This window comes from Hymenobacter sp. 15J16-1T3B, assembly GCF_020711235.1.
Classification (GTDB): Bacteria; Bacteroidota; Bacteroidia; order Cytophagales; family Hymenobacteraceae; genus Solirubrum.
The window spans coordinates 178,146-204,274 of record NZ_JAJFAV010000003.1 but is presented as its reverse complement, the minus strand read 5'-3'; the positions used below and the strand labels follow the sequence as shown (position 1 = coordinate 204,274).

Sequence of the window (26,129 nt, the reverse complement as noted above, 5' to 3'; positions counted from 1 at the left end):
GAACGCTGCCAAGAATAGTAGTTTTGCTGTCTACCTCCTTCCGAAGCTGGTTTGGATTTGACACCATTAGCGTACTTTTAGGTAGCAAAACTTGCCCTTTCGTCAACTGCTGCCCGTAATCTGATGCCGTCTTTGTTTAGCCGCTGGAAGAAAAACGACTCGGCTCCGACTGGTTCGGCGCTGGCTCCAGCAAGCGGCTCTGCTGCCCCGTTGCCCTCTAATTCTGCACACCCAGGCTCCATCCGCATCGGCATGGGCCAGCTGTTGGTGGAAGGCGGCGAGCCGCTGCGCAACCTGGACCGCGCCGCCCGCATGATTGAGGAGGCCGCCGAGCAAGGCTGCGACTTGGTCTTGCTGCCCGAAACGCTGGACTTCGCTTGGACCCACCCCAGCGCCCTGACCGAAGCTCAGCCGATTCCCGGCCCCTACTCCGACCGCCTCTGCCAGGAAGCCGCCCGCCACGGCCTCTACGTGTGCGCCGGCCTGACCGAACGCGCCGCCGACGGCCGCATCTACAACGCCGCCGTGCTCATCAACCCGGACGGCCGCATCCTGCTCAAGTACCACAAGATCAACCTGCTCACGGTGGAGCAACCGTTCTACGAGGTCGGCACCACCCTCAACGTCATCGACACGCCGCTGGGCCGCTTGGGGCTCAACATCTGCGCCGACAACTACATCGACGGGCTGCCGATTGGGCACACGCTGGCCCGCATGGGGGCCGAAATCATTCTTTCGCCCTCGTCGTGGACGGTGGACTACTCCATCACGGAGGAAGATGACCCTTACCGCGAGAAGTGGATCAAGCCGTACCAGATTCTGGCCTCTTACTACAACGTGGTGGTGGTGGGCACCACTTCGGTGGGCTACATTGTCGGCGGCCCCTACGAGGGCAAGAAAAGCATTGGTTGCTCCCTGGCCGTGGACGCCAGCGGCATCCGCGCCCAAGGCAAGTTCAACGAGTTTGCCGGCGAGCTGATTGTGGCCGACCTGCCCCGCCCCCACCGCCCCGAACGCGGCACGGCCATTACCAGCCGCCTGCAGCGCCTCGGCTATCGATTTGACGAGTTGCCCAATCCTGCCTAACTTCCTTTTTCTCCCACCCGCCGCCCTTCACTCTCCGCCTGTTGCCTCAGCAGTACTCAATGCCTTCTTCCCCCGTTAAAGTCACCGTCGACTCACCCATCGACCAGCCGGCCCCCCACCCGGGCTACCAGTGCTGCACGCGGTGCATAATGGATACCACCGTGCCCGGCATTCGGTTTCACGCCCAGAGCGGGGAGTGCAACTTCTGCGAGCTGCACGACAAATTGGACCGCGACAACCCGCTCGGCCCCGCCGGCACCGCCTACGTGCAGAGCGCGGCCGCGGAAATGAAGCGCCTCGGCCGCGGCAAGAAATACGACTGCGTGCTGGGTGTCAGCGGCGGGCGCGACAGCAGCTACACGCTCTGGTACTGCGTGGTGCAGCTGGGCCTGCGCCCCTTGGCCGTGCACTTCAACGACGGCTTCGGCAACCCCGTGGCCGGCGAAAACATGGTGAAGGCCTGCCGCAAGCTCGGCGTGGAATTGCGCACCATCACCTCCGACTGGCGGGAGTCGAAAGACCTGAAGATTGCTTTTCTGAAGGCTTCTACCCCCGACATCGAGGAGGGCACCGACATCGGTATTGCCACCGCGCTGTACGGCGTGGCGGCCAAGGAAGGCGTGCAGCGCATCGTCATCGGGCAGTCGTTTCGCACCGAAGGCATTGCCCCGCTGTCGTGGAATTTTCTGGACGGCAAATACCTGAAGGCGGTGCACCGGCAGTTCGGCACTGTGCCCCTGCGCAAGTGGAGCCCTACCGACCCGGGGTTTCACCTGGACCTGAAGGAAATGTTCTACTACACGGTGCTGCGCGGCATCAAGACCGTCACGCTGCTCTACCACCTGCCCTACGTGCGCGCCGACGTCGACGAGCTGCTGGAACGGGAGCTGGAGTGGGTAAACCCCGGCGCGCACTACTTCGACGACCTCTACCAGAGCGTTATCTACTACCTGAACCGCGTCAAGTTCAACATCGACCGGCGCCTGTTCAACTACTCGGCGCTGGTGCGCTCGGGGCAGATGACGCGCGAAGCGGCGCTGGAGAAGTGCCAGCACATCAACGCCATCGAGGACGAAAAGGTCATCAACTTGTGCATCAAGCGCCTGGGACTCACACGCGAGGAGTTTGAGCAGATTGTCAATGCCCCGGTCAAGACCTTCCGCGACTACCCCAACAACTACACGCTGATCCGGCTGCTGCGCTGGCCCATCAAAGTGGCCAGCAAGCTGCGTCTGCTGCCCGAATCGGCCTACGACAAGTACTTCAACTGCGGCACTTAGCAACGCGGGGCCGCAGCGTTTTGCCCCGTCGTCATTGCGAGGAGGCACAGCGACGCAAATCTTCTTCCAGTAGCACCGCCGACACAGTACTTGCTAACCGAAAACAGCCGCGCCCGAAACTGATGCTCCAGTTTCGGGCGCGGCTGTTTTTGAGCTGCTGCCAGTGGGGCCGTCGTGCCGCGGGAAGCAGGGTTGCGTCGTGCCTCCTCACAATAACGGCGGAGAACTGCCGTCCGCAAGCTGGCGCGGGCAGCGCTTACGCCACGTGCAGCCAGTCTTTCTTTTGCAGCAGGCGCTCCTGGGTTTCGCGGTAGTCGGGGTCGTCCACGCAGCAGTCAACGGGGCAAACGGCGGCGCACTGGGGCTCCTCGTGAAAGCCCACGCACTCGGTGCACTTGTCCGACACGATGTAGTAGTACTCGTCCGATACGGGCGTTTGGGGCGCGGTGGCGTCCACCTGCTTGCCGCCGTCCACTTCCACGGTGCCTTTCAGGGTGGTGCCGTCGGCCCAGCGCCAGTTGGCGCCGCCTTCGTAGATGGCGTTATTGGGGCATTCCGGTTCGCAGGCACCGCAGTTGATGCACTCGTCGGTAATCATGATGGCCATGGCCGTGGGTCGTCAGGTTGAGAGAATGTAGTTAGGGCCTGATACGCAGCGGCGGGGCTTCGGGGTTGGCTTAGGCCAGCCGCGGCGCCCATCGTTGGGGTGCGTACAGTCGGGCAAAAGTAGTACCGGCGGCGGTTTCTTGCGAACTTTCGGCTCTGATTCGCGCTTTTCTGCTTCTATGACTCACCCCGAACGCCTCGCCGCCTTTATTCGCCTGGGCCAGCGCCTACGCACCCTCTCCGACGACGAGCTGTATTCCCTCACGTCCCGCGCCCGCAACCACAACCCCTGGTTCGACGAGCCCAACGTGCGCGCCGCCTTCCAGGGCGTGGCCGCGCTGCTCGACGCCGAGCCCCTCGCGGCCTGGGCCGCCCGCTACCCCTCGGAGCCCCAGGGCGAGCCGCGCCGCGTGGGCGTGGTTATGGCCGGCAACATCCCCCTGGTGGGCTTTCACGACATGCTCTGCGTACTGCTGAGCGGCCACATCCTGCTGGCCAAGCTCTCCGCCGACGACAACATCCTGCTGCGCTGGGTGGGCCAGCAGTTGCTCGACATCGAGCCGCGCTTCGCGGAGCAGCTGCGCTTCGTGGAAATGCTGCGCGAAGCCGACGCCTTCATTGCCACCGGCTCCGACAACACCGCCCGCTACTTCGAGTACTACTTCAGCAAAAAGCCCAACCTGATTCGCCGCAACCGCTCCAGTATTGGGGTAATTGCCGGGCTGGAGCCGCGCGAGGAGCTGGCCCAGTTCGGCCCCGACGTGTTTCAGTACTACGGCCTAGGCTGCCGCAACGTGTCGCGCCTGCTGGTGCCCGCCGGCTATAGCTTCACGCCCTTCCTCGACGCCATGCAAAGCTGGGAGCGGGTGGACAACCACAACCGCTACCACAACAACTACGACTACCAGAAGAGCCTGCTGCTGGTGAACCGCGTGCCCCACCTCGACAACGGCTTTATGCTGCTCACCGAGAGCATGCAGCTCGTCTCCCCCATTTCGGTGCTGCACTACAGCGAGTACCGCAGCGAGGACGACCTGCGCCAGCAGCTGGCCGACGTGGCCGACAAAACGCAGGTGGTCGTGTCGGTGAACGGGTGGTACCCGGGCTCGGTGCCGGCCGGGCGGGCCCAGCAGCCGGGCGTCGGCGACTACGCCGATGGCGTGGACACCATGGCCTTTTTGGCGTCGTTGACGTAGAAAAGCCACCCGCGCCCGCTTTTTGCGACGTTCACGCTGCCTTCACCGGCCGCCGCGTTTTTGGCACGGTTGTTTGTTCTCCGTTTACCCGAACCTTCCGATTTAAGACCCATGCTAGTCGTCACTGAATCGGCCGAAACCGTTGCCAAAGAAACGATTCCGACCCTCCACTTCGCTCCAGAAGACGTCCTCTCCACCCCCGACGCGCGCAAGCTGCGTCGCTTCGATGCCGACCGCGCCTGCGCCCTCGGCAACAACGAGCACGGCAAGCTCGACATCTACTTCAAAACCGCCGACGGCCACACCAAACGCGTGCAAACCACGGTTTGGGGCGTGCACGAAACCTACATCACCCTGAAAGCCGGCATCACCCTCCCGATTCACGCCATCATCGGGTTTGATTTTTATTAGGCCGGTTCCCCTAGCCGTCATTGCGAGCGAGACGACGCAACCGTTCCTCCAGTAGCTCAGCCGGCCCGGTACGCACCGACCCAAAACGGCACCGCCCGAAACCAGCAACTGTGGTTTCGGGCGGTGCCGTTTTGGGCTGAGTGGCTTTCCGGCTTCTGCCAGTTGAACCGCCGTGCCGCCAGCAAAACGAGTGCGTCGCTTCGCTCGCAAGACGGCCAGGGCGGCTGCTCTTTGCTTTCAGCTTAGAGCCGCTCTAGCGTCTTTGCAATCAGGTCGTTGACAATCTGGTCCGAATTTTCGGCGAATTCACCGGTGGCGCGGTTGGCCACAATGGCATTCAGCGACACGACTTCGTGGCCCAGCATGCGGCCCAGGGCGTAGTAGCCGGCGGTTTCCATTTCGAAGTTGGTTAGGCGGAAGGTGCCCTCGGCGTTGCTGTACTGCACCTGGGCCAGGCGGTTGATCAGGTCCGGGAAGCGCGGCTCGAGGCGCAGGGCCCGGCCCTGCGGGCCGTAGAACCCCGGGCAGGTAACGGTGTTGCCGGTGACCATGCCTTCGCCGAGTTGTTCGCGCAACAGGTCGGAGCCGAGCACGCAGTACGGGCGGTAGTCGAGGCCGATGGCGTTTTGCACGGCGGTGGCAAACTCGATTTCGGCGCCGGTTTCCACGAGCGGGTAAAACTGCATCAGCGACTCCAGGCCCACTGCGTGCTCCGACACCAGGTGCGAGCCCACGGGAATATCCGCTTGCAGCGCGCCGCTGGTGCCGATGCGGACAATGCGCAGGTTGATGCGCTCCTCAAGGGGGCACACCTCGCGCGTCACAAAGTCGATGTTGACCAGCGCGTCCAGCTCGTTGAGCACGATGTCGAGGTTGTCGGTGCCGATGCCGGTGGACACCACCGTGAGGCGCTTGCCGCGGTAGTAGCCCACGTGGGTCACAAACTCGCGCTTACTGACCTGCGTCTCGATGGAATCGAAGTGCTGGCTGACCAGGGCCACGCGGTCCGGGTCGCCGACGGTGATGATGGTATCGGAAATCTGGTCGGGCAGCAGGTTCAGGTGGTAAATGCTGCCGTCGCGGTTCAGAATGAACTCCGACGAAGGTATCGGCATGGCAATAGGGGTTCGGGTGAGAGAAGTGGGGAAAGGACGAAGCCGCCACTTGTACGGCGGCCGCGCAAACCTCGGGTAAAAAACGAAAAAACCCCGACCACGGCCGGGGTTTTTGGTAACATTCCGGTAACAGGCTTCGCCGCGAGGCGCTTAGGGGCGCCCCGGGGCGCGGTACGAGGTCAGGCCCTGCTCGGGGTTGTAGTGGTTGCTGAGCTTGGGGTAGGTGCCGGTGCCGTCGTATGGGCGCTTGTCGGGGTGCTGCTGGCAGGCCTCGGAGCAGGCGCCTTCGCGCTGCTCGGCGCAGGTTTCGCAGAGCACCACGTGGGCGTTGCAGTGCGGATTGGCGCAGTTGACCATGCGCTCATCGGGTCGGCCGCAGCTGATGCACTGGGCCACCACCGTGGGGTTCACCGTGTTCACGTCGACGGCCACGCGCCCGTCGAAGACGTAGCACTTGCCTTCGAAATCTTCGCCGCCGGCTTCGAGGCCGTACTTGATGATGCCGCCGTGCAGCTGGTACACGTTTTCGAAGCCCTGTTCGAGCAGAAACGCCGAGGCCTTCTCGCACTTGATGCCGCCGGTGCAGTAAGTCAGGATTTTCTTGTCCTGGTACTGGCGCAGCTCCTCCACCTTCTCCGGAAACTCGCGGAAGTTGCCGATATCAAGCGTGACGGCGTTTTTGAAGCGGCCGAGGTGGTGCTCGTAGTCGGAGCGCACGTCGAGAATGACCACGTCGTCCTGGTCCTTCATCTGCCGAAATTCCGCGGGCGAGAGGTGTACCCCGGTGCGCTCGTAGGGCTTGATGGCGGGCAGGCCCACGTGCACAATTTCCGGCTTGACGCGCACGTGCAGCTTCTGGAAGGTGTGCGCCGGGGCCTCTTCCACCTTGAATTCCAGCGCGGCGAACCGCTCATCGGCCTTCACCGCCCGCATGTAGGCTTCGCAGTCCACGACGGTGCCCGACACGGTGCCGTTCAGCCCTTCTTCGGCCACGATGATGCGGCCGCGCAGGTTCAGGCCCAGGCACAGCCGATGGTGCGCCTCGCGAAACGCCTCGGGGTCTTCGATGTGCGTGTAGCAGTAGTAAAGCAGGACGCGGTAATCCATTGCAGAGTATTCAGTAGTGCGTAGTGAGTAGTGAGACACCACGGGCCGGGCCGGAGTTCAGCCCACGGGTACCCGAGCGTCTCGATGCTCTGTACGTATGGCTCGGCTACACCTTGGTGGCGGGGTTGCCGAAGACGGTTTGGTTGGCGGGCACGTCGGCCACGACCACCGCCCCGGCGCCCACGCGGGCCTTGGCCCCGATTTTGACGCCCGACACCACCACCGCGCCCGAGCCGATAAACGCTTGCTCCCCGATTTCGGCGTCGGCGTTAATGATAGCACCGGCCCCGAGCTGCACGTAATCGGCCACTTGGGCGCGTACGTCCACCACGGCGCGCACGCCGATCAGGCAGCCGTTGCCCACCTTGGCGTCGGACGACACCACGGCGCCGGCCGCAATGAGGTTGCCGTGGCCCAGCCAAGCGTGCTCCGAGACGCTGGCCGCCCGGTGAATGGCGTTGACGGGCACCTGCTCGTACTCCTCGCGCAGCATGTTGGTCAAGGCCTTGCGCGAAGCCGTGTCTTCGGTCGCCACGAACACCTCGCACTTCTTGCCGAGCAGCTTGAGCATCTCCTCGTCGTCGGTGGCGCCCATGATGGGCACGTCGTGCAGGTCGGTGTCCTTGAGCTTGGGGTTGTCGTCGAGCAGGCAGTAGACCACCACGTCGTTGCTGGTGAAGGCGTCGAGGGCGGCGGTGCCGACGGTTTGGGCACCGAGGATGATTACGGGATTTTCCATGCGAACTTCTTCAGGAAACGGCGCCCGCAGCCGGGCACGCTAAGCCGCAAAGATACGGCGCCCGGGGCGGAAAAACGGCGCTGGTGGTTAGCCGGGCGTGAAGATGCGCAAGCGCCGCAGCAGCCCGGCCGCCGTGGGCTGGGCCAGCAGCACGTACACCAGCAACGGCAGCCATGGCGCCCGGTAGCGGCTGAGCGTGCCCAGGTTGGGCGTGCTCAAGCCCACCAGCGCAGCCATCAGCAGGCAATACACCAGCAGCGCCAGCGCCACCAAGAACGGCAGCGGGGCCCCGCGGCGGCGGGCCCAGTCGGCAGCAGCTAGCAGGGCGAGCAGCAGCAGGCCCAGATTTTCCAGGGCCGCAAACCCGTAGAACACGGTGTCGCCCTCCCAGGCAAAGGGCCGGAACAGGGTGCTGGCAATGGCCTTGGGCGTGTGTGTTAGAATGCTTTCGGCGGTGGGCGCCAGCTCGGGCAGGGCCACGTGCGGCCGCCCCAGCGACTTTTGCCGCAGGGCCGAATACGTCCGCGTGAGCTGGCTGGCGAATTTATTGAACCGAAACACCGGGCTGATTTCGCCCGCCACCCGGGCGCCTACGCCCAGCAACGCCAGCAGCAGCAGGACCTGCCAGCGGCGGCGCCACGGCCCGCCGAGCTGACTGGCAAAGTACACCACCGCCACGGCCAGCAGCACGGCCAGCAGCGCGCCCCCGAAGAAAAACCGCATCTTAAAACTCAGCCAGGTGCCGAGCACCGCCCCCAAGGCCCACCATCCCCGCCGGGAGCCGGCCGGGCCGTACAGCAGCATCAGCGCCGAGGCCAGCAAGAGGGCGCTGCCGGCCAGCAGCAGGCTTTCCTTGGTGACGCCGCTCGACCAGTACAGGGCCGAGGGCCAGAGCAACAAGCTGAGCACGGCGCCGCCGCGGGTGCCCGGAAACAGCTGCGCCAGCACACGCACCAGCAGCCAGCAGGCGCCGAAAGCGGCCACCGAGAGGTAGAGCGCCTGCAGCAAGAGCACGTCGCCGGTAAGCCAACTGAACGCCGACAGCAGCTTGATAAAGAAAAACGTATTGGAGTATCCGTGAAACACCAGCGCCTGCTCGCCGAAGTGAAATTCGTCGCCAGCGAGCATGCGCAGCCACTGCGCGGGGGCCTGCCGCTGCTGCGCCGCCATCAGCGCCGCCCAGCTGTGGTAGTACCACGCGTCGTCGGTGGGGCGAATGGTGCTGACGGCGCCGGCCACGAGCCGCAGCGCCAGCGTGGGCAGGACGAAGTAGCCCAAGCCCGGCAGCTGCCGCTGCACCCGCAGCCAGCGGTACAGGCCCCAGAGCACGGCGGCGTTGGCAACGAGCAGGAGCAACAACTTCACGAAGCGGACGGGGGCACGTGGCGGTAGAGGATGCGGCTGCCAATGGCGCAGTGCAGGCAGCGGCGCGGCTGACAGTAGCCGCGCTGCAAAGCTAGCAGCCCCTGCGAGTCGGCCGCGCTGCGGTGGCGGAAGTGCAGGGCCTCATAGGGAGCCAACACGCTGTTTTGCTCGCGCGGCAGCTGACTGAGCAGCTCCACGGCGGCCTCCACCCCTGCCTGGTCGCCCAGGCTCAGCGCGTGCGCCACCCGCAGCGGCACCACCACATTGCTGATGAGCAGGTGGGCACTGCTGCGGCCGAGGCCCGGCACCTTGGCCGCCGCCCCGCCGGGCCGGTAGTGGCGCTGCCAGTAGTCACTGACCGGCGTGAGCAGCATTTGTTCCAGGGTCGGCACGTCGGGAGCGTCGAGCAGGGGCTGAAACAGGCGGGGCTGCGCGTGTAGCAACGCAGCCAGCTGGGCCAGGCGCACCGGAGGAAAGTTGGCGGGCCGCAGGCGCAAGAAATTCCAGTCGTGCGGGGCCAGCGCGGTGCCGGCCAGGTTGTACTTGTGGCTCAGAAAGTCGTACTCGCGGCGCAACTCGGCGCAGTAGGCGTCCGGGGCTTCGGCGGCAGCGGGCAGCAGGCCGGCTTGGCCCAGCAGCAGCGCCTCGGTCTGGCGCAGCTCGTGGCGGTGGCGGCGCAGCACCGGCAGCGGCAAGGCCCGGGCTAGGCGCGTGAGCGGCTCGGCGTTCTTTTTGAAGCCAAACCCCGCGGCCAGCACCAGCCACGCAGTGGTTTCCCAGTCGTGGCCGCTCAACTCGTGCAGCTCCAGCACGCCCGTGGCCTTCTGCTCCACGCGCTCCAGCAGCACCCGTTCCACCATGCTCAGCCGCGTCACCTCGGGCACGGTGGCCAGGGCACCCGCGCAGGGCAAGAGCTGCGGCTGCTCGGCAGCCATCAGGGCCTCGTAGGCGTAGAGCAGGCTGGGTACCAGGCGCGGCTGCAGGGCCAGGGCGGGCACTTCGCTGCCGTCGGTGCGGCGCACGGACTGGTCGGCGGTGTGCACCACGTGCAATATCACTTGGTCGTATTTTTTGTCGTGCTGGTGCTGGTGGCGGTGCCAGTCGGAAGCGCGCAGGTGGATTTCCACGGCTCCGTTCCATTCTACCTCGCCCAGCATCAGGCGCGCCCCCAGAAAGTCGGGGCCGGCGTCGGCGTTGCGGAAACCGGGCTTGAGCACCACGATGGATTCGCCCTGCTCGGTGCGCAAGCTGGCTTTGTCGAAATACTGGTGCTGCCAGACGTAATGGAGAAAATCTTCCTGCATGGATAACGGGCCTGAGGATAAATGCTAATCAGTTGCGCCGAGCAATTTAGCACTCCGCCCCCAGCATCCAAGTCCGCAACAACACCGCGGCCCGCCTCCACCAAAAAGGCAGAAGCGGGCCGCATGTCGCAACCAAAAAAACTTAGCGCAGGTCGATAACCCGGACGCCTTTGTACTTGGCCTTGTCGAAGGTGAACGTCGTCGCATCCACCAGGGCGTTAGGCTCAAACTTCTTGATGGCGAAGGTGTAACGGTTGCCGTTCTTCTTGAACATCTTCCAGCTCTTCACCGACTTGTCGGCCTGGCTCACGTTCAGGCGCACTTTGTACACCTGGTTGTTGTGGTCCTCGGGCGAGAGTTCAATCACGTCGCAAGTCACGCCGCCTTCCTTGGTGGTGCCGGCGTAGGTGTATTTATAGCCCTTTTTGTAGAGGGAGTAAATCTGCGAGGGGTTGATTTCCTGGTCGTCCGACGGGTCGTACTCCGAGATGTTCACCTCGTTGGTCGACTTGTCGTAGGCGTACACCACCTTGCCGTCGTTGATGACCTCCTGTCCGTTGACTTTCAACCGAAACTTGGTGCCGCTCACGAGGATGTCGCCGCTCATGTTTTCCTTCACCTTGGCGGTCTGGTTTTCCAGCGTCTGAGTAAACGAGGCCTTGAACGCCTTCATGGCCTGGTACTTGGCGCTCATCTGGTCCAGAATCTTACCGGCTTTGGGGTCCTGCTGCGCGGCGGCCGGCTGAACGAACGAGGCGGCCAGGGCCAGCAGGGCAATGATTTTTTTCATGGGAGAGTTTGGGGAGTTCGGAAAGGAACTGCGCCTATGAGACGTACAAAACGCGGGATTGTTTAAAAACGCTCCCCGAATCTTCATTTTGTCGTCACAAAGGCCGCAGGCGGCTTACTTGGGGAGCGTATTCAACAACTGTTCCAAAGCGTATTCGTCCGGAATAAGTACCTCCCGGGCTTTGCTGCCCTCGAAAGGCCCGACGATGCCGGCGTGCTCCAGCTGGTCGATCAGGCGGCCGGCGCGGTTGTAGCCCAGCTTGAGCTTGCGCTGAATCAGCGAAGTACTGCCCTGCTGGTGCAGCACGATGACGCGGGCTGCTTCCTCGAACATGGAGTCGCGGTCGGCCGGGTCGAAGTCGGAGTCGCCGCCGCTGGAGTCGCCGTCGGCGCCGGCTACTTCGGGCAGCAGGTAAGCGTCGGGGTAGCCCTGCTGCTCGCCCACGAAGTCGCAGAGGCGGTCCACCTCCGGCGTGTCGATGAAAGCGCACTGCACGCGGATGATGTCGGAGCCCTGGGAGATGAGCATGTCGCCCTGGCCCACCAGCTGGTCGGCGCCGCCGGCGTCGAGGATGGTGCGCGAGTCGATTTTGCTGGTCACCTTGAAGCTGATGCGGCAGGGAAAGTTGGCCTTGATGATGCCGGTAATCACGTTCACCGAGGGGCGCTGGGTGGCTACGATGAGGTGAATGCCGATGGCGCGCGCCAGCTGGGCCAGGCGGGCAATGGGCGTTTCCACTTCCTTGCCGGCGGTCATCATCAAGTCGGCCAGCTCGTCAATCACCAGCACGATGAAGGGCATGAAGCGGTGACCTTTCTTCGGGTTCAGGCGCCGCTCGATGAACTTGCGGTTATACTCCTTCAGGTTACGGCAGCCGGCGTCCTTGAGCAGGTCGTAGCGGCGGTCCATTTCCATGCACAAGGAGTTGAGCGTGTGCACCACCTTCTTGGTGTCGGTGATGATGGGCTCCTCGGTGTCGGGCAGCTTCGCCAGGAAGTGCCGCTCGATCTTGTTGAAGATGCTCAGTTCCACCTTTTTCGGGTCGACGAGCACAAACTTCAGGTGCGCGGGGTGGCGCTTGTAGAGCAGCGAGGCCAGAATCACGTTCAGGCCCACCGACTTGCCTTGGCCCGTGGCACCGGCCATGAGCAAGTGCGGCATCTTCGCCAAATCGACCACGAACACCTCGTTGGTGATGGTGCGGCCGAAGGCAATGGGCAAATCCATTTCGGTGTGGGCGAACTTCTCGGTGGCAAACACCGAGCGAATCGACACCATTTCCTTTTTGGTGTTCGGCACCTCGATGCCGATGGTGCCTTTGCCCGGAATCGGGGCAATGATGCGGATGCCGAGGGCGGCGAGGCTCAGGGCAATGTCGTCTTCCAGGCTCTTGATCTTCGAGATACGCACCCCAGCGTCGGGCACGATTTCGTAGAGCGTGACCGTGGGGCCGATGGTGGCTTTGATGGAGGCGATGTTGATGCCGTAGTGGCCCAGCGTCTCCACGATGCGGTCCTTGTTGGCTTCTAGCTCCTCCTTGCTCACCTGGGCCTTGGGCACGCCGTAGTCGTTGAGCAGCTCCAGCGTGGGGTACTGGTAGCGCGAGAGGTCCAGCGTCGGGTCGTAGTTGACGTTGGGCATCTGCTCGGCGTCCTCGTCTTCCTCCGAAATGACGGCCATGTCGGCGCCGGCCGAGGGGTCCAGCTCGCCGGGCGGGGTCTTTTCGATGCGTAGTTCCGGCTCGGGGGCCACTTCCACTTCGAACGCCGGGCCTTTGGCGGGCACGGTCGGCGCCGCGGGCGCGGGCAGCGGGGCGTTGTCGTCGGCCAAGTCGGCCAAGGACAGCGGCGTAGGCACGCGCGAAGCAGGCGTCGCCACCGGCTCGGCGGCCGGGGCTTCGATGGAGAAGCTCGGTCCCGCGCTGGCGGCAGCGGCCACGGTGGCAGCTGTCGTGGCGGCGCCCAGGGCGGGTGCGGCCGCGGCACTGGCAGCCGTGCTCAGCCCGCCCATAGCCAGCGAAGCCACGCTGCCAGCCACGGTATGGCCAGCCGAGGCGGCGGGGCTTACCTCCCACGGCGGCGTGTCGTCGTCGGCGCCTTCCACCGTCAGGGCGAGGCTGGGGCGGGTCGGGGCGGGCTCCGGCTTGGCGGCGGGCTTGGGTTCAGCCGACACCGCCGGCTTCGGGACTTCCGCCACCGGGCCGACATTGCGCACGGTAAAGCCCAGGTCGTCACCAGCTTCCTCTTCGTCGTCTTCCGGCACCACGGTCGCTTTGGCGGGGCGGTTGGCGCCCATTTGCGCGGCGCCGTTAGGCACGGCGTCCTCTTCATCCTCCAGCCCGGCGCTGCGGCGGGGCATGTTGATGGTGGTGACGTTGAAAAAGCCCACTACGAAGGAAATCAGCAGGAAAGCCAGCAGCAGAACCGTGCCCCAGCCGATGAGGCTGTCGAGCCACAGGGCCGCTTCGTAGCCCACGCGGCCGCAGAGAAAGTCGAGGCTGTGGGCGGTGCGCGGGTCGGCGCCGGGCGTTTGCAGCGTAAGCACGAGGTAGCCCAGCAGCATGCTCAGCCAGAGCATGGCGAAGAGGCACACGGCCGACACGAAGCTCAGCGAGACTTCCTGGCGGCGGAACACGATTTTGTAGCCGGCGGCAAAGGCCACGGGAATCACGGCGAAGGCGGCCACGCCGAAGCCTTGCTGAATCAGCTTGTAGGCCAGCCAGGCGCCCATCAGGCCCAGCCAGTTGCCGGTTTCCTGGCCGGCTTCCTTCACCGAGGTTTGCCCCATGCCCTCCACCACGCTCTGGTCGGCGTGGCCGGTGAAGAGGTAGGAGAAAAAGGCAATGGTGAGGAACAGCGAGAAAATCAGGAAGAAGAAGCCGGCAAACAGCTGAAAGCGGCGGTCCTGCAGAAACCCAAGGGCGCCGCCGAAGTTGGGCATTTTCAGGGGTTTGCGCGGGGCTTTGGGCGCGACAGGCGCAGCGGGGCGGCGCGGCTCCCGGGCGGGGGCCGGCGCCGGGGCGGCTTCCGCCTTCGGTTGGTTGCGCGCCGGGCGGGGTTCGTTCGTGGCGCGGGGAGCCGCGCCATTGGCGGGTTTGTAAGTATTCTTTGCCATTCAGACGCACTAAAGGGCCGAAATTACGGGTTTCGGGCGAGATGCCGGGACGAAAAGCGGGCCGCTCGGCGCCCGGGCCTAGCAAAAGGCCAGTGAAATTAGCGCGTAAACGCCAGCCCACCGGGCCGTAGCATTCCTACTTACCGATTTCTGCCCGGCGCTACGGCTTCGCTTCATAAATATACAGCCCCCAGTACGCCCCGGGCTCGGTGAAATAGCCCACCGGCCGCAGCCCCGCCTCCGCCGGCCGGGCCAGGCGGGCCGCCGCCAGCACGTAGCGCCCGCCCAGCCGCCGAAATGCCGCCGCGTCGAAGCGCCAGTGCTGAACGACCAGGCCATCCGCGCGGGCCACGCGGAAGTTGCGGCCCAGCTCGGCGGAGAACAGGTAGCAGCGGCTGCCCCAGTCGTCGAAGTAGCGCTGCAGTTCGGGGCTTTTGGCCAGTTCGCCGGCAATCAGCGGGCGGAACCGATGCTTGTAGCGCAGCGGGTAGGTGCTCTGGTACGAGTCGAGGGTGTAGAAGCCGCCGAGCTGGGCCACGGCGGGCGGCAGGCCCAGGCAGGCCACGCGCCACGCGCTGGCGGGCTGCCCGCTGCGCTGCTCCAGGCGCTGGCGCACGTGCGTGAGCAGCTCGGGGGCCAGAAACTGCTGCCAGCTGGGTTCGTGCGCGTCGGGGCGGCCGGTCCAGCGGCGCAGGTTCTGGGCCCACTCGGGGTTTTGCACCAGGCCGAGCAGCAGCTGCAGCGTTACCAAGCCGGTGCGCAGGCGGCCGGCGGGCAACTCGCGCAGGGCCACCACCCAAAGGCCAAACCAGAGCAGCGGCGTCAGGAAATGAAAGCGGCTGAGGTTGAACGCCCCGAGCGAGGGCGCCACGCGCTGCACCGGGCCCATGAGCTGGGGGTAAAAGCCGCAGAACACGGCCAGCAGCAGCAAGCCCAGCAGCCCCAGCAGCACGGGCAGCTCCCAGCGCCGGTCGGCGCTGCCGCGGCGCCAGTGCCACCACGCGGCCGCGGGCAAGGTCAGCAGGATGATGCCCCGGAAAAATCGGCTGGCGTGGTACTGGCCCCACATAAAATACTGCCAGGAGCTCAGGATGCCGGCTTTCAGCCCCTTCGGCGTCAGCTCGGCCAGGCGAAATTCGACGCGGTGCGGCACGAACTGCGGGTGCAGCAGGGTGCTGCTGATCAGCGGCCACTCCACCAGCAGGTAGCCCAGGGCCAGCACTGCTACCCCACCCCAGGCCGCCCAGCCGATGCGACGCGTCCGCAGCGCGTCGGCCAGCAGCAGCCCGCCCAGCGCCACCAGCAGGAAAAAGCCCGCCAGCACCAGCATGGACCAGAGCGGAAACGCGACCAGGATCAGCCAGTCCCACCACCGGCCGCGGCCGGCGCGCAAGTTCAGCACGGCCAGCACGGGCCAGGGCGTGCCCAGCGCCGAAAGGCCGTACATCGAATGCATGGGCAACACCGCCCAGGCCAGGGCCACGGCGGCGGACAGCGGGCGGTCCTGCGCCCGCGGCAGGCCGTAGCGGCGCAGCAGCAGGTAGATGCCGAGCAGGGCGGCGGCGCGTACCAGCAAGTCGTTGGTCCAGTACGCGGCCAGCGGCGGCAGCAGGCCAAACAACCCCACCGTCACGTTCAGCCCCGGCCGCTGCGCACTGCGCGGCAGCCCGTTCATGATGGCCGGAATGCTGGCCTCGGGGCGGTAGTCGAGGGTCACGCCGAAGCGGTGCAGCAGCACCGGCACGCTCACTTCGGCGTCGAGGTTGTCGTCGAGGATGACGTAGGAATCGGGGCCGCGCAGCACCACGGGCAGCCACAGCAGCAGCAGCGCCAGCAGGGCCCAGAGCACGGGGCGGCGGAAAAACGGCAGCGCGAGGGAATTCATGCGCCGCAAAGGTCGCAGCCCGCGGCCAACCTTTTTACCGGCCGTGCGCATAAATACGCGGCTGCCGCCGTCCGCTTTGTTTCGACCGTTGCTATCCGTTATGCGCCTCCAGGACCTCTACAACCAGGACGAGCAGGTGTACTGCTCCATTCAGTTCGATCCTGTCAACCGCTGGTTGCAGGCCAGCTGGGCCGGCTACGTGCCCACCCGCGACGCCGAGCGGGGCGCAGAGGCGTATTTGTCGTCGCTGCGGCACTTCCCCTCGCCCTGCCTGCTCAACGATAACAGCCGCTTGTCCGGGCCGTGGTTTAGCTCCACTGCCTGGCTGGAGCACATCTGGGCGCCCGTGGCGGCCGAACGGGGGCTGCGCTACGTGGCCCACGTGACGCCCCCGCACCTGCTGGCCAGCACCGCCGACGTGGCCGCCCGCCGCCCCTTCGGCCAGCAGTTTGAGCTGCAGATTTTCGACGACTTGGCCGAAGCCCAGCAGTGGTTGCGCAGCCAGCAGGCCGGCCCGGGGTCGGCTTCCTGAGTCGTTGGCCGCGCGGGGTGCCGCGACATCACGCCAGCAACCAGAAGGCCCGGTCGGCGGACCAAGCCTTGTGGCAAAAACCGTTCAACAGCTACTGAATGACGGTTTCGGAAGCCACGTTGGCCTGCATTTCGTAGCCGGCCGGGATGGTGGCGTCCTTGCCCTTCTTGAGCAGGAACAGTGGGCTGACCACCACCGCCAGCGCGATGGTGCCGCCCTTGGTGTCGTCCCCGTTTTGCCCCACGCCGTTGCCGGTCAGCGGCACCATTTGCCCGTCGACGGCCTGCACCACGGTAGGACGAATGGACAACGAGCCCTCCTTGCCCAGTCCTTTGCGCTGTTCGGCCGCTACCACCTGTGCGCTACCCGGTGCCCCGGCCTTGATAACGGCCCTTCCGTTGATCATCACGTCGTATTTCACCCGCAGCGTCACGCTCTGCCCAACCTGCGCGTCCTTGGACGAGAGCGGGTTGCTGGTTTCGAGCACGACGAGTGTGCCGGCTTTCAGGGTGGTGCGCTTGGTTTTCTGGGCGAAGCCCGGTACGGCCAGCAGTGCCAGCAGTAGGCTGGCCAGGAGCAACGACAAACGGTTCATGGACGAAAAAGGTAAGGTGGGGTATCGGCCCATAGCTGCGGGCTCAACCCGCAACTTTATCAAGCCATATTTAACCTTAAAAATATACCTTTTATCGACTTTCCCTAACTCAGAAGCCAGTATTCCCGTTCAGCGCCACCCCGCTTCAGTTAGCTGCGCGGGTGAAAAGCGGTAATGACCTGCCGCAGGTAGTCGCGGTCGAGGTGGGTGTAGATTTCGGTGGTGGTGATGCTCTCGTGGCCCAGCATTTCCTGCACGGCGCGCAGGTCGGCCCCGCCCTCAATGAGGTGGGTAGCGAAGGAGTGGCGGAAGGTGTGCGGGCTGATGACCTTGTCGATGCCGGCTTTCACGGCCGTGTCCTTGATGATGTTGAATACCATCACCCGCGAGAGGGCCCCGCCGCGGCGGTTCAGGAAGACGATGTCCTCCGAGCCGCGCTGCACGTCGAGGTGGCAGCGCACGCCCTCCAGGTACAGGCCCACGTGCTTGAGCGCGTCGCGGCCGATGGGCACGAGGCGTTCCTTCGAGCCCTTGCCCAGCACCCGCACGAAGCCTTGGTCGACGTACAGATTGGAGAGGCGCAGCCCCACCAGCTCCGACACGCGCAGGCCCGAGGAGTAGAGCACCTCCAGCATGGCCCGGTTGCGGGTGCCCTCGTTGGTGCTCAGGTCGATGGCGGCGAGCAGCCGCTCGATTTCTTCGTAGCTGAGCGTGTCGGGCAGCTTGCGCCCCAGCTTCGGCGACTCCACCGTGTCGGTGGGGTCTTGCTGGGCCAGGTCTTCGATGAGCAGAAACTTGTAAAAGGCCCGCAGCCCCGAGAGGGTGCGCGCCTGCGAGTTGGCCGTCAGCTCCAGCTCACTGAGCCAGGCCAGGAAGTCGCGGATGATGCCGCTGGTCACCTGGTCGGGCCGGGCGGGCAGCTTGCGGATTTCCAGGTACTGGCGCAGCTTGTCCACGTCGCGCACGTAGGCTTCGATGGAGTGGCCCGACAGCGACTTTTCCAGCCGCAGGTAGCCTTCAAACTGCTTCAGGGCGAGGTTCCAGGTAAGCGCCATAGCGGGCAAAGGTACGGCCCGCCGCCGGCCGTTCGCTAAACTTGTGGCTTCGGCACTGGTTTCTCCCCCGCTATGCAAATCCTGATCATCAACGGCCCCAACCTCAACCTGCTCGGCCGCCGCGAGCCGGGCATCTACGGCACCCGCTCCTTCGAGGACTACCTGCCCGAGCTGCAGGACGCGTTTCCCGACTTTGCCATCGAGCACTTTCAGTCGAACCACGAAGGCGCGCTCCTCGACAAGCTGCACGAAGTGGGCTTCAGCTACCACGGCATCGTGCTCAATGCCGGCGGCTACACCCACACCAGCGTGGCCCTGGCCGACGCCATTGCCGGCATCAACACGCCGGTGGTCGAAGTGCACCTCTCCAACCTGGCCGCCCGCGAGGAATTTCGCCAGCGTAGCCTGATCGGGCGGCACTGCGTGGGCTCCATCAGCGGCTTCAAGCTGGAAAGCTACCGCCTGGCCCTGCAGTACTTCCAGAACCTGCGCCCGCGCCGGGTCGGCTTCAAATCGGGCAATTAAGCGAGCTGACGCCCCCGGTCGTCGGGGCGAGCCAGCGAGGTGGTAGCACCAGCTGTCCTTGCGAGCGAACCGAAGGTCGACGGGGTGAGCCGGCGGGAGCCTCTGCCCTGCAGGCCAACGCCGCCGTGCCTACGAAATCAGCCGCTGGTACGAATCCGGGGCATTTATTCGTTCATCGCTGCTGTCTGCGGTCTACCTTTGCCGCTCCTCCCCTAGCCTTTCGCACCTATGTATACATTCAACGTTGGTCCTTCGCAGGTGTACCCTGCCATTCGTCAGTACCTGGCCGCCGCCTTCGACGAGGGCTGGCTGTCGGCCCCGCACCGCGGGGAACGGTTTACGGCCCTGGTGCGGCAGACGGTGGCCGAGCTGAAAAACAAGCTCAACATCCCGCAGGACTACATGGTGTTCTTCACCAGCTCGGCCACCGAGTGCTGGGAAATCCTGGCGCAGAGCCTGACCAAAACCCGCAGCTTTCACCTCTACAACGGTTCCTTCGGCGAGAAGTGGCTGGAGTACGCCAAGGCCATTCACCCGGCCTGCACGGGCCACCAATTCGGGCTGGAAGAAGTGCCCGACCCGGCCCTGATTCCCGACGATGCCGACCTGGTGTGCATCACCCAGAACGAGACGAGCACCGCCACCCAGCTGCGCGACGGGGCCGTGCTCAACCTCTACAACCGCTGCCAGCAAACCGGCGCCCTGCTCTGCGTCGACGTGACGTCCTCGCTGGCGGGCATACAGCTCAAGCACATCAAGGCCGACGTGTGGTACGGCTCGGTGCAGAAGTGCTTCGGCATGCCGGCCGGCCTGGGCCTGCTCATCCTCTCGCCCCGGGCCATTGCCCGCGCCCGCGAAATCGGCGAAAAAGGCCATTACAACTCCCTGGTGAGCATGTACGAGAAGATGCTCAACTTCCAAACCACCCATACGCCCAACGTGCTGGCCATCTACCTGCTCTGCCGCGTGCTGCTCGACCGCGCCCCCATCAAGGCCATCGACCAGCACCTGCGCGAGCGGGCCCAGCGCCTCTACCAGTTCTTCGAGGAGCACCCGCAGTTTCAACCCCTGGTGCAAAACCCCGAAACGCGCTCCACCACCGTCATTGCCGTGCAGGCCCCGGCGGCCCTGGTAGACGAGACGAAGAAGCGCGCCGCCGCCGCCGGCCTCACGCTCGGCAGCGGCTACGGCAACTGGGCCAAGACCACCTTCCGCATTGCCAACTTCCCCGCCCTGCCCGACGTGGCCTACGACCAGCTGCTGCAGCTGCTGGCAGCGGTGTAGCCGCATGCTTCGGGAAAAGCCCGTCATGTCGAGCCTGTCGAGACATCTCGCGTGCTGACACCAGATAGTACCTTTGTCGCCCAAACGAAGAAGATACGATTCAACGTCAGCACGCGAGATGTCTCGACAAGCTCGACATGACGCCCTAGTAATTTCCTGTTCATGCCTGATTTCGCCTCCCTGTTTTCGCTGAAGCAGATTTCGTCGGTCACGCTGACGTTGTTCGCCATCATCGACATCCTGGGCTCCATTCCCATCATCATCCAGATTCGCCAGCGCGAGGGCCGCATCAACTCCGAGTTGGCGACGTTGGTGGCGGGCATCATCATGGTGGTGTTCCTGTTTCTGGGCCAGAGCATCCTGGCTCTGTTCAGCGTGGATCTGGCGTCGTTTGCGCTGGCCGGCTCGCTCATCATTTTCTTCATTGCGCTGGAAATGGTGCTGGGCGTGCAGATTTTCCGCCACAACCCCACCACCAGCGGCACCGGCTCCATCGTGCCGCTGGCCTTCCCGCTCATCGTGGGCGCCGGCACCATGACCACGCTGCTCTCGCTGCGGGCCCTTTACTCGCTGCCGAACGTGCTGGTGGGCATTGTGGCCAACCTTGTGTTCGTGTACCTGGTGCTCAAAAGCAGCCACTGGATTGAGCGCAAACTCGGACAGGCCGGCGAAGACATCCTGCGTCGCGTGTTCGGCGTCATCCTGCTGGCCATTGCCATCAAGCTCTTCAAGCAAAATTTTTAACCTCCGGACCGTCATTCCTCCACCAGCTCGACATGACGGTCTGATTTCTCTTTTCTTCCTTGATTCACCTCTTCACCGACGGCTCCTCGCGCGGCAACCCCGGCCCGGGCGGCTACGGCGCCATTCTGCGCTTCGGGCCGCACGAAAAAGAACTGACCCAGGGCTTCCGCCTCACCACCAACAACCGCATGGAGCTGCTGGCCGTCATCATCGGCCTCGAAGCCATTACCCGCCCCGAGCTGCCGATTACCGTCGTCACGGACTCCAAGTACGTGGTCGACGCGGTGGAAAAACGGTGGGTATTCGGTTGGGAAAAGAAGCCGGATTTTGGTAAAAAAGCCAACGAAGACCTGTGGCGGCGCTTTCTGAAAGTGTACCGCCAGCGCAAGGTGCAGTTCAAATGGGTGCGCGGCCACAACGGCCACGCCGAAAACGAGCGGTGCGACCAGCTGGCCGTAGGCAGCGCCACCCAGGGCCGGCTGCTCGTCGACGAAGGCTACGAGCTGATCGAGGCCAAGCGCGGGTAGCCCCCGGCGGCGTCAATTGCCCGTTTCCGATTTCGCATCACCGGGCTTAGTGCGTGCCCGACAGCAGCTTTCCGTGCCCAACGACTTTTTTCAGTTCAAGCATTTTCGCATCGAGCAGGCGGCCTGCGCCATGAAAGTCAGCACCGATGCCTGCGTGCTGGGCGCCGCGGCGGCCGTGGAAGGCGCCGCCCGCATCCTCGACGTGGGCACCGGCACGGGCCTGCTGGCGCTGATGGCCGCACAGCGCAACCCGACAGCCCACATCGACGCGGTGGAAATCGACGCGGCGGCGGCGGCGCAGGCCCGGCACAACGTGGCCGCCAGCGCCTGGGCGGCCCGCATCCGGGTGCACGCCCGCAGCCTGGCGGCCTTTGCCGTCACCCAGCCCGCGCCCTTCGACCTGATTCTGAGCAACCCGCCGTTTTTCCGCCGCTCCCTTCGCTCCCCCGACGCCCAGCGCACCGCCGCCCGCCACGCCGCCGACGACACGCTGAGTTTTGCCGAGCTGGCGGCTTTTGCCGCGGCGTACCTAGCCCCCACCGGCCGCTTGGTGCTGCTGCTGCCCCCGCCCGAAATGCGGGAGTTCGAGCAAGAAGCGGCCCGCGCCGGCCTCGCGCCCACCCACCGCTTGGTCCTGCAGCACCGGCCCGGCAGCAAGCCGCTTCGGCACGTCACCACCTTTGGCCGCGGGCCGCACCGGGCAGCCGAAACCACATTGACCATCCACGCCCCCGACGAGTCGTATTCCGGTGCGTTTCGGGCCCTGTTGCAGGATTTCTACCTCGCCTTTTAGACTGGCAGCGCCGGACAAGCGGCCTTCCCAGCAGCTCGAGACCTTGCCTTATCTCTGCCTAGCCGTGCCGGCAGGTCGCGGACTCGCGTTGCGCTAAGCGGCGTACCCGGTCCGCAGCGCGCCGACTAGTACTAGCAGCTTGTGCATGGCGGCTAAGATGGAACCCTTCAGCAGCCCCACTATATCCCGGGGCCGCATACCCTTGCGCATGCAAAAGCAGGCGGAGCTAGAGGCGGTCTAATTCCTAGCCCAAAAGCCACGAATTGAGGATGGAATGTGGGTAATAGTGCCATATGCAGCCGCTGTGATTTGGCTAGCATGACTTTATTTAAAATTATTCTAAATAATATTTGCAAGGCATTCGGCCTTTATTACTTTTGAGCACTGTTTAGAAAGTATCTAAACAAGGCTGCGGGAACAGCGGTGTAGCCGCCGGCCACCAAGGCTGGCGGCTACCCAACCCTGCCCATTCGCCCCGCTCTCCATACGACGTACTGCCTAGGTATTCTTGTCGCGTCCGCCGCGTGGACGCAGGCCGGGCTCAACCCGCATTTGTTCACCGACAAGGCGCCCTGCCAACTCCAAAACCCCACCACCATGCACCGCTGCTTACATTCCAACGAGTTTGGCTGCGCCTTGCGCTGCCCGGGGGGCTGCTGCCTGCACGTGTATTTCGGCAACGTGACCCTGGCCCTCAAGCCCCACGAGGTGACGCGCTGGCTCGACACTGTGGCGCAACTGTTCCGCGGCCACGCCTTGCAAGCCGCCGCCGAGCCCGACACGCGCCGCATCAGCCTGCGCAGCCCCGTCGACAGCCTCACCTTGCTTTTCAGCCTCAACGAGCTGATCTGGCTCAACGACCTGCTTACCAGCGCCCACCTGCTGCTGGAAGTCGAGCGGATTCTGGCGGCGCCGCGGCCCCTGCCCTAAACCCGACGGGCATCCGCCGCCTTGCTTATTCGCCCGGCAGCAGCACTTGCAATTGCTGCAACTTGCGCTGGTGCATGGTATCGAGCAGGTCGGCGGCGAGGGCACCGAACTCTTGCTGGCCGTAATGGCGCAGCACCTGCCCGTCGGCCAGCACGGTGATGTCGTCGCACAGCTCGGTGAGGGAGCCCAGCAGGTGCGAGGTCAGCAGCAGGCCCGTGCCCTGGCGCCGCAGCCGGCGCAGGATTTCCATCAGCAGCAGGTTGGCGCCGAGGTCGAGGCCGTTGAAGGGTTCGTCGAGGATGAGGTAGCGAAAGGGCTGCACCAGCAGCGGCAGCAGGGCCAGCTTCTTTTTCATGCCGGCCGAATAGGTTTCGGCGTACTGATCCAGCGGCAGCTCCAGCAGCTCGTTCCAGGCGTCGATGGTGCGCACTGGCTGGCGGCGGGCCTGCAGGCAGAAGGTGACGTACTCGCGGCCGGTCAGGCGCGGGTAAAAAAACGGCTCGTAGGGCAGCAGGCCGGTGCAGTCGCGGATGGACCGGCCGCCGGACTCGCGCACTTCGCCCCGGTAATCGGCCAGCAGGCCGTAGAGGCAGCTGAGCAGGGTCGTTTTGCCGGCTCCGTTGGCGCCCACCAACCCGTGGATGGTGCCCGGCCGCAGCGTCAGGCTGACGCCGCGCAGCACCTCGTGCCGGCCGTAGCGGTAGTGCAAATCCTGGATGCTAATCATAGCGGTAAGTGCGGAGGCGGTAACGGCTGCGCCAGACCAGGCCCACCAGCGCGGCGGCCAGCAAGGCGGCGTACACCGAGTGGACCAGAATCAGAAAGCCCAGGGCCACCACCCCGCCCTGGGCGTAGCGCATGATGGTGGTGTGCGGGTAGAACGTGTATTTGGCCAGGATGACAAGGGTTAGCAGCGTCAGGCTCCAGAGCAGCAGGGCAGCCGCGCCTCCCCAGCCGGCCGGGCCCCACCCCAGCAGGGCGAGAAAAGGCGCCGCGGTGAGCCCAAAGTACGCGGCGGCCCACCCCCAGCGGGCCCGCAGCCACTGCCCGGGGCTGCGGGCGGCGGTCAGCAGCATTTCCACCGGTTCGGGCGCGTCGTAGAAGCTCACGACCACCAACAGCCAGACCACCAGGCACGCCGCGGGCGCGACGCTGTGCCCGCGCTGCCACGCGGCCACGCCCAGCAGCCCCAGCCAGAGCAGCCACCCCGCTCGGCGGCGCAGCCCACTCACCCACTCAAAGGCTTCGGCCCGCACCAAGCTGCGCCGGCGGCGCGCGGTGCGCTCGGCCGCGGCGGGCAACCAAGCGGCCAGCGGCGGCAGCAGCGCCGTGGGCACGGCGCTAAGCCAGTAGCCCAGGGCCAGCAGCCCAGCCGCCGCCAGCAGGCCCAACGCCAGGTACTCCCCTACCAGCCAGCGCCGGTACTGCGGGGTGGTGAGCTGCAGAAACGTCAAATCCGGGCGCTGACGGTGCGCCCCGACGATGGCAAAGGTCGTGAGCAGCGGCACGGCCCATTGCGCCGTGGGCTGGGTGGCCAGCACCAACCATAGCTGCCGGCCGGCCGCCGCCAGCAGCACCAGCAACAGCGCCGCGCGCCACCAGCCCAATTCGGCCCATTGCCGGGTTTGGGTGCGCAACCGGAGCAGCAAATACTCTTTCATCGTGCCGATAACGCCGCTGGCCTAGGCCAGCGCGTGCGCGCTTTCCACAAAACGGATGTTGTACTCCGTTTCCAGCTCCTGCAGAATGGGCTGGTATATGTCGGCGTGCACCGGCACCACCACGCCGCGGTGGCTGATTTCGCCGCGGGCCAGGCGCCGCACGGCCATGCCCAGCGGCAAGCCCACGGTTTTGGCCATGGCCGTGTGCACGGCATCGTCGCCGGTAACGACCAACGAAGAAGTGCGCTGCTGCACCGGGCCGCCGTCGGCCGGTTCGTACTCTACTAAGTGCTGCATCACAATCATGTCGTGGTCGTGGGGCTGCAGCTGCCACTTGGCGGTCAGCAGCTTTTCCAGCAGCTGAGCCGGCGTGGCGTCAGGCAGGCCCACGGGCTCGGGCCCGAACACGCCCGCCCAGGCCAGCCGCTGCATTTCCTCGCCGGCGGGGTCGAGGCCCAGGTAAGCGGCCGTCCGGGCAGCTAAGCTCAGCCCGGGCGCCGCGGACGGCAGGAACGATTCCAGCAGGCGGGCCCAGGGCAGGTCGGCGGCGTTGCCGAGGCGGTAGGAGTCGTCGGTTAGGCCCAGGCTGACCAGCGCGGCCCAGGCGGCGCAGTAGCCCGGGCGGCGCAGGGTGCCGCGCAGCATGGTTGGGATGTCGTCGAGGCCGTAGAGCGGGCGGTAGCTCAGCGAATCGCGGTTGGCGTAGCCCTCAAACTCGCCGTAGCCGGGCACGGCCAGCCGCTCGGTGCGCCGAAACAGCTGCTGGTAGGGAATAAAGCGCGGGTGGCCGCCCTCGATGTAGCGGGCCGTGCCCTGCCCGGCCACCACCACGTTGCGCGGGTTCCAGGTAAACTTGTAGCGCCAAGGGTTGTCGCCCTCCGAGTCCGGCGCCATCAGCCCGCCGCAGTACGACTTGAACGAGGTGAGCCGGCCGCCCTGGGCGCGGATTTCCTCGATGACGGGCAGGGCCGACATGTGGTCCAGGCCGGGGTCGAGGCCGCATTCCATCAGGAAGGTCAGCCCCTGCGCCGCAGCCTGGGCGTCGAACCCGCGGATTTCCTCGGTGGCGTACGAAGCCGTGGCCAGGTGCCGGCCGTGGTGCAGGCAGGCCTGGGCCACCAGCGGGTGAAACAACGCCGGCAGCATCGACACCACCACCTCATGCGCGGCCACCAGCTCGTGCAGCCGCTCCGTCTGCCCGATTTCAAAGGCCACTGCCCGGGCCCGCTCGCCGTGCGGAGCCACCAGGGCGCGCAACGGCTCGGGGTTGACGTCGGCAATGGTGAGTTGCCAGTCTTCGGCGGCGAGGTGGCGGAGCAGGTACTGAATCAGGGAGGACGCCGAGCGGCCGGCGCCGAGCAGGAGGATGCGAGTCATGCGGGTGGGAAGGGTGTTGGCAATGGCTGGTTACCAGTCATCGGGCGTGCGGGCTGCCAATTTTTCAATTACGGACAATGGCCAACTCGCCCCGGACAACTGATTCCT

General features: G+C 65.2%; 25 protein-coding genes. 11 read left to right on the top strand and 14 right to left on the bottom strand.

What is annotated here, in order from left to right; genetic code table 11:
• Positions 1-210: 210 nt before the first annotated feature.
• Both LJ737_RS06805 and LJ737_RS06800 read left to right on the top strand, forming a co-directional pair.
• Positions 211-1,086 (top strand): carbon-nitrogen hydrolase family protein, encoded by an 876-nt coding sequence (locus LJ737_RS06805; RefSeq protein ID WP_227763988.1) that lies wholly within the window; start codon positions 211-213, stop codon positions 1,084-1,086.
• A 59-nt stretch (positions 1,087-1,145) separates the two neighbouring features.
• Positions 1,146-2,366, top strand: coding sequence for an adenine nucleotide alpha hydrolase family protein (locus LJ737_RS06800; RefSeq protein ID WP_227763987.1), 1,221 nt, complete (start codon positions 1,146-1,148; stop codon positions 2,364-2,366).
• Positions 2,367-2,622: 256 nt separating this feature from the next.
• Here the strand turns inward: LJ737_RS06800 and LJ737_RS06795 are convergent, their stop codons facing one another.
• A complete protein-coding gene (locus LJ737_RS06795; RefSeq protein WP_227763985.1) occupies positions 2,623-2,973 on the bottom strand; it encodes a 4Fe-4S binding protein in 351 nt (116 codons plus the stop codon).
• A gap of 178 nt (positions 2,974-3,151) precedes the next feature.
• Between LJ737_RS06795 and LJ737_RS06790 the strand changes: the two genes are divergently transcribed.
• Entirely contained in the window at positions 3,152-4,168 is a 1,017-nt protein-coding gene (locus tag LJ737_RS06790) for an aldehyde dehydrogenase family protein (protein ID WP_227763982.1), read from the top strand.
• A 111-nt stretch (positions 4,169-4,279) separates the two neighbouring features.
• The gene (locus LJ737_RS06785; protein WP_227763980.1) at positions 4,280-4,579 is read left to right on the top strand and encodes a hypothetical protein; all 300 of its coding nucleotides are present in this window, start codon (positions 4,280-4,282) and stop codon (positions 4,577-4,579) included.
• A 242-nt stretch (positions 4,580-4,821) separates the two neighbouring features.
• Here LJ737_RS06785 and LJ737_RS06780 read toward each other — a convergent pair whose 3' ends face one another.
• The 8 genes from LJ737_RS06780 to LJ737_RS06745 form a co-directional block, all read right to left on the bottom strand.
• Positions 4,822-5,694 carry a nucleoside phosphorylase gene (locus tag LJ737_RS06780; protein WP_227763978.1) on the bottom strand — a complete coding sequence of 291 codons (873 nt, stop codon included), beginning with the start codon at positions 5,692-5,694 and terminating at the stop codon, positions 4,822-4,824.
• A gap of 150 nt (positions 5,695-5,844) precedes the next feature.
• Complete coding sequence (gene trhO, locus LJ737_RS06775) at positions 5,845-6,801, bottom strand: oxygen-dependent tRNA uridine(34) hydroxylase TrhO (RefSeq protein WP_227763975.1); 957 nt, start codon at positions 6,799-6,801, stop codon at positions 5,845-5,847.
• A 106-nt stretch (positions 6,802-6,907) separates the two neighbouring features.
• Complete coding sequence (locus LJ737_RS06770; RefSeq protein WP_227763973.1) at positions 6,908-7,540, bottom strand: NeuD/PglB/VioB family sugar acetyltransferase; 633 nt, start codon at positions 7,538-7,540, stop codon at positions 6,908-6,910.
• Positions 7,541-7,627: 87 nt separating this feature from the next.
• Complete coding sequence (locus LJ737_RS06765) at positions 7,628-8,905, bottom strand: hypothetical protein (protein WP_227763972.1); 1,278 nt, start codon at positions 8,903-8,905, stop codon at positions 7,628-7,630.
• On the bottom strand, positions 8,902-10,209 hold the full coding sequence (locus LJ737_RS06760) for a DUF2851 family protein (protein WP_227763970.1): 1,308 nt from the start codon (positions 10,207-10,209) through the stop codon (positions 8,902-8,904). The genes LJ737_RS06765 and LJ737_RS06760 overlap by 4 nt, the downstream gene beginning before the upstream one ends.
• A 142-nt stretch (positions 10,210-10,351) precedes the next feature.
• Complete coding sequence (lolA1, locus tag LJ737_RS06755; RefSeq protein WP_227763968.1) at positions 10,352-10,999, bottom strand: outer membrane lipoprotein periplasmic chaperone LolA1; 648 nt, start codon at positions 10,997-10,999, stop codon at positions 10,352-10,354.
• A gap of 114 nt (positions 11,000-11,113) precedes the next feature.
• Positions 11,114-14,113 carry an FtsK/SpoIIIE family DNA translocase gene (locus LJ737_RS06750; RefSeq protein ID WP_227763967.1) on the bottom strand — a complete coding sequence of 1,000 codons (3,000 nt, stop codon included), beginning with the start codon at positions 14,111-14,113 and terminating at the stop codon, positions 11,114-11,116.
• 160 nt (positions 14,114-14,273) lie between these two features.
• Positions 14,274-15,998, bottom strand: a complete 1,725-nt coding sequence (locus LJ737_RS06745; RefSeq protein ID WP_227763965.1) for a DUF6044 family protein — start codon at positions 15,996-15,998, stop codon at positions 14,274-14,276.
• Positions 15,999-16,098: 100 nt separating this feature from the next.
• Here LJ737_RS06745 and LJ737_RS06740 point away from each other — a divergent pair, with 100 nt between their 5' ends.
• Positions 16,099-16,530: a SpoIIAA family protein gene (locus LJ737_RS06740; protein ID WP_227763963.1), complete on the top strand. Its 432-nt coding sequence runs from the start codon at positions 16,099-16,101 to the stop codon at positions 16,528-16,530.
• Positions 16,531-16,621: 91 nt separating this feature from the next.
• On the opposite strand, the gene LJ737_RS06735 is transcribed toward LJ737_RS06740, so the two are convergent.
• Together LJ737_RS06735 and xerD are read right to left on the bottom strand one after the other, a co-directional pair.
• The gene (locus LJ737_RS06735; RefSeq protein WP_227763961.1) at positions 16,622-17,125 is read right to left on the bottom strand and encodes a hypothetical protein; all 504 of its coding nucleotides are present in this window, start codon (positions 17,123-17,125) and stop codon (positions 16,622-16,624) included.
• Between the two features lie 149 nt (positions 17,126-17,274).
• The gene (gene xerD, locus LJ737_RS06730) at positions 17,275-18,180 is read right to left on the bottom strand and encodes a site-specific tyrosine recombinase XerD (RefSeq protein ID WP_227763958.1); all 906 of its coding nucleotides are present in this window, start codon (positions 18,178-18,180) and stop codon (positions 17,275-17,277) included.
• A 72-nt stretch (positions 18,181-18,252) separates the two neighbouring features.
• On the opposite strand from xerD, the gene aroQ reads away from it, so the two are divergent.
• From aroQ to LJ737_RS06700, 6 genes are all read left to right on the top strand, one after another.
• Positions 18,253-18,705 (top strand): type II 3-dehydroquinate dehydratase, encoded by a 453-nt coding sequence (aroQ, locus tag LJ737_RS06725; RefSeq protein WP_227763957.1) that lies wholly within the window; start codon positions 18,253-18,255, stop codon positions 18,703-18,705.
• Between the two features lie 228 nt (positions 18,706-18,933).
• Positions 18,934-19,989: an aminotransferase class V-fold PLP-dependent enzyme gene (locus LJ737_RS06720; RefSeq protein ID WP_227763955.1), complete on the top strand. Its 1,056-nt coding sequence runs from the start codon at positions 18,934-18,936 to the stop codon at positions 19,987-19,989.
• A gap of 180 nt (positions 19,990-20,169) precedes the next feature.
• Positions 20,170-20,733: a MarC family protein gene (locus LJ737_RS06715; RefSeq protein WP_227764460.1), complete on the top strand. Its 564-nt coding sequence runs from the start codon at positions 20,170-20,172 to the stop codon at positions 20,731-20,733.
• A gap of 59 nt (positions 20,734-20,792) precedes the next feature.
• Positions 20,793-21,260, top strand: a complete 468-nt coding sequence (gene rnhA, locus LJ737_RS06710; protein ID WP_227763953.1) for a ribonuclease HI — start codon at positions 20,793-20,795, stop codon at positions 21,258-21,260.
• 73 nt (positions 21,261-21,333) lie between these two features.
• Complete coding sequence (locus tag LJ737_RS06705) at positions 21,334-22,053, top strand: tRNA1(Val) (adenine(37)-N6)-methyltransferase (RefSeq protein WP_227763950.1); 720 nt, start codon at positions 21,334-21,336, stop codon at positions 22,051-22,053.
• Between the two features lie 597 nt (positions 22,054-22,650).
• Positions 22,651-22,983 carry a hypothetical protein gene (locus LJ737_RS06700; protein ID WP_227763948.1) on the top strand — a complete coding sequence of 111 codons (333 nt, stop codon included), beginning with the start codon at positions 22,651-22,653 and terminating at the stop codon, positions 22,981-22,983.
• A gap of 25 nt (positions 22,984-23,008) precedes the next feature.
• Here LJ737_RS06700 and LJ737_RS06695 read toward each other — a convergent pair whose 3' ends face one another.
• Genes LJ737_RS06695 through LJ737_RS06685 form a run of 3 tightly spaced genes read right to left on the bottom strand, consistent with a single transcriptional unit; the run spans position 23,009 to position 26,021 of the window.
• On the bottom strand, positions 23,009-23,710 hold the full coding sequence (locus tag LJ737_RS06695; protein ID WP_227763947.1) for an ATP-binding cassette domain-containing protein: 702 nt from the start codon (positions 23,708-23,710) through the stop codon (positions 23,009-23,011).
• Complete coding sequence (locus LJ737_RS06690) at positions 23,703-24,644, bottom strand: hypothetical protein (protein ID WP_227763945.1); 942 nt, start codon at positions 24,642-24,644, stop codon at positions 23,703-23,705. The genes LJ737_RS06695 and LJ737_RS06690 overlap by 8 nt, the downstream gene beginning before the upstream one ends.
• Before the next feature lie 21 nt (positions 24,645-24,665).
• The gene (locus LJ737_RS06685) at positions 24,666-26,021 is read right to left on the bottom strand and encodes a saccharopine dehydrogenase family protein (RefSeq protein WP_227763942.1); all 1,356 of its coding nucleotides are present in this window, start codon (positions 26,019-26,021) and stop codon (positions 24,666-24,668) included.
• Positions 26,022-26,129: the final 108 nt, after the last annotated feature.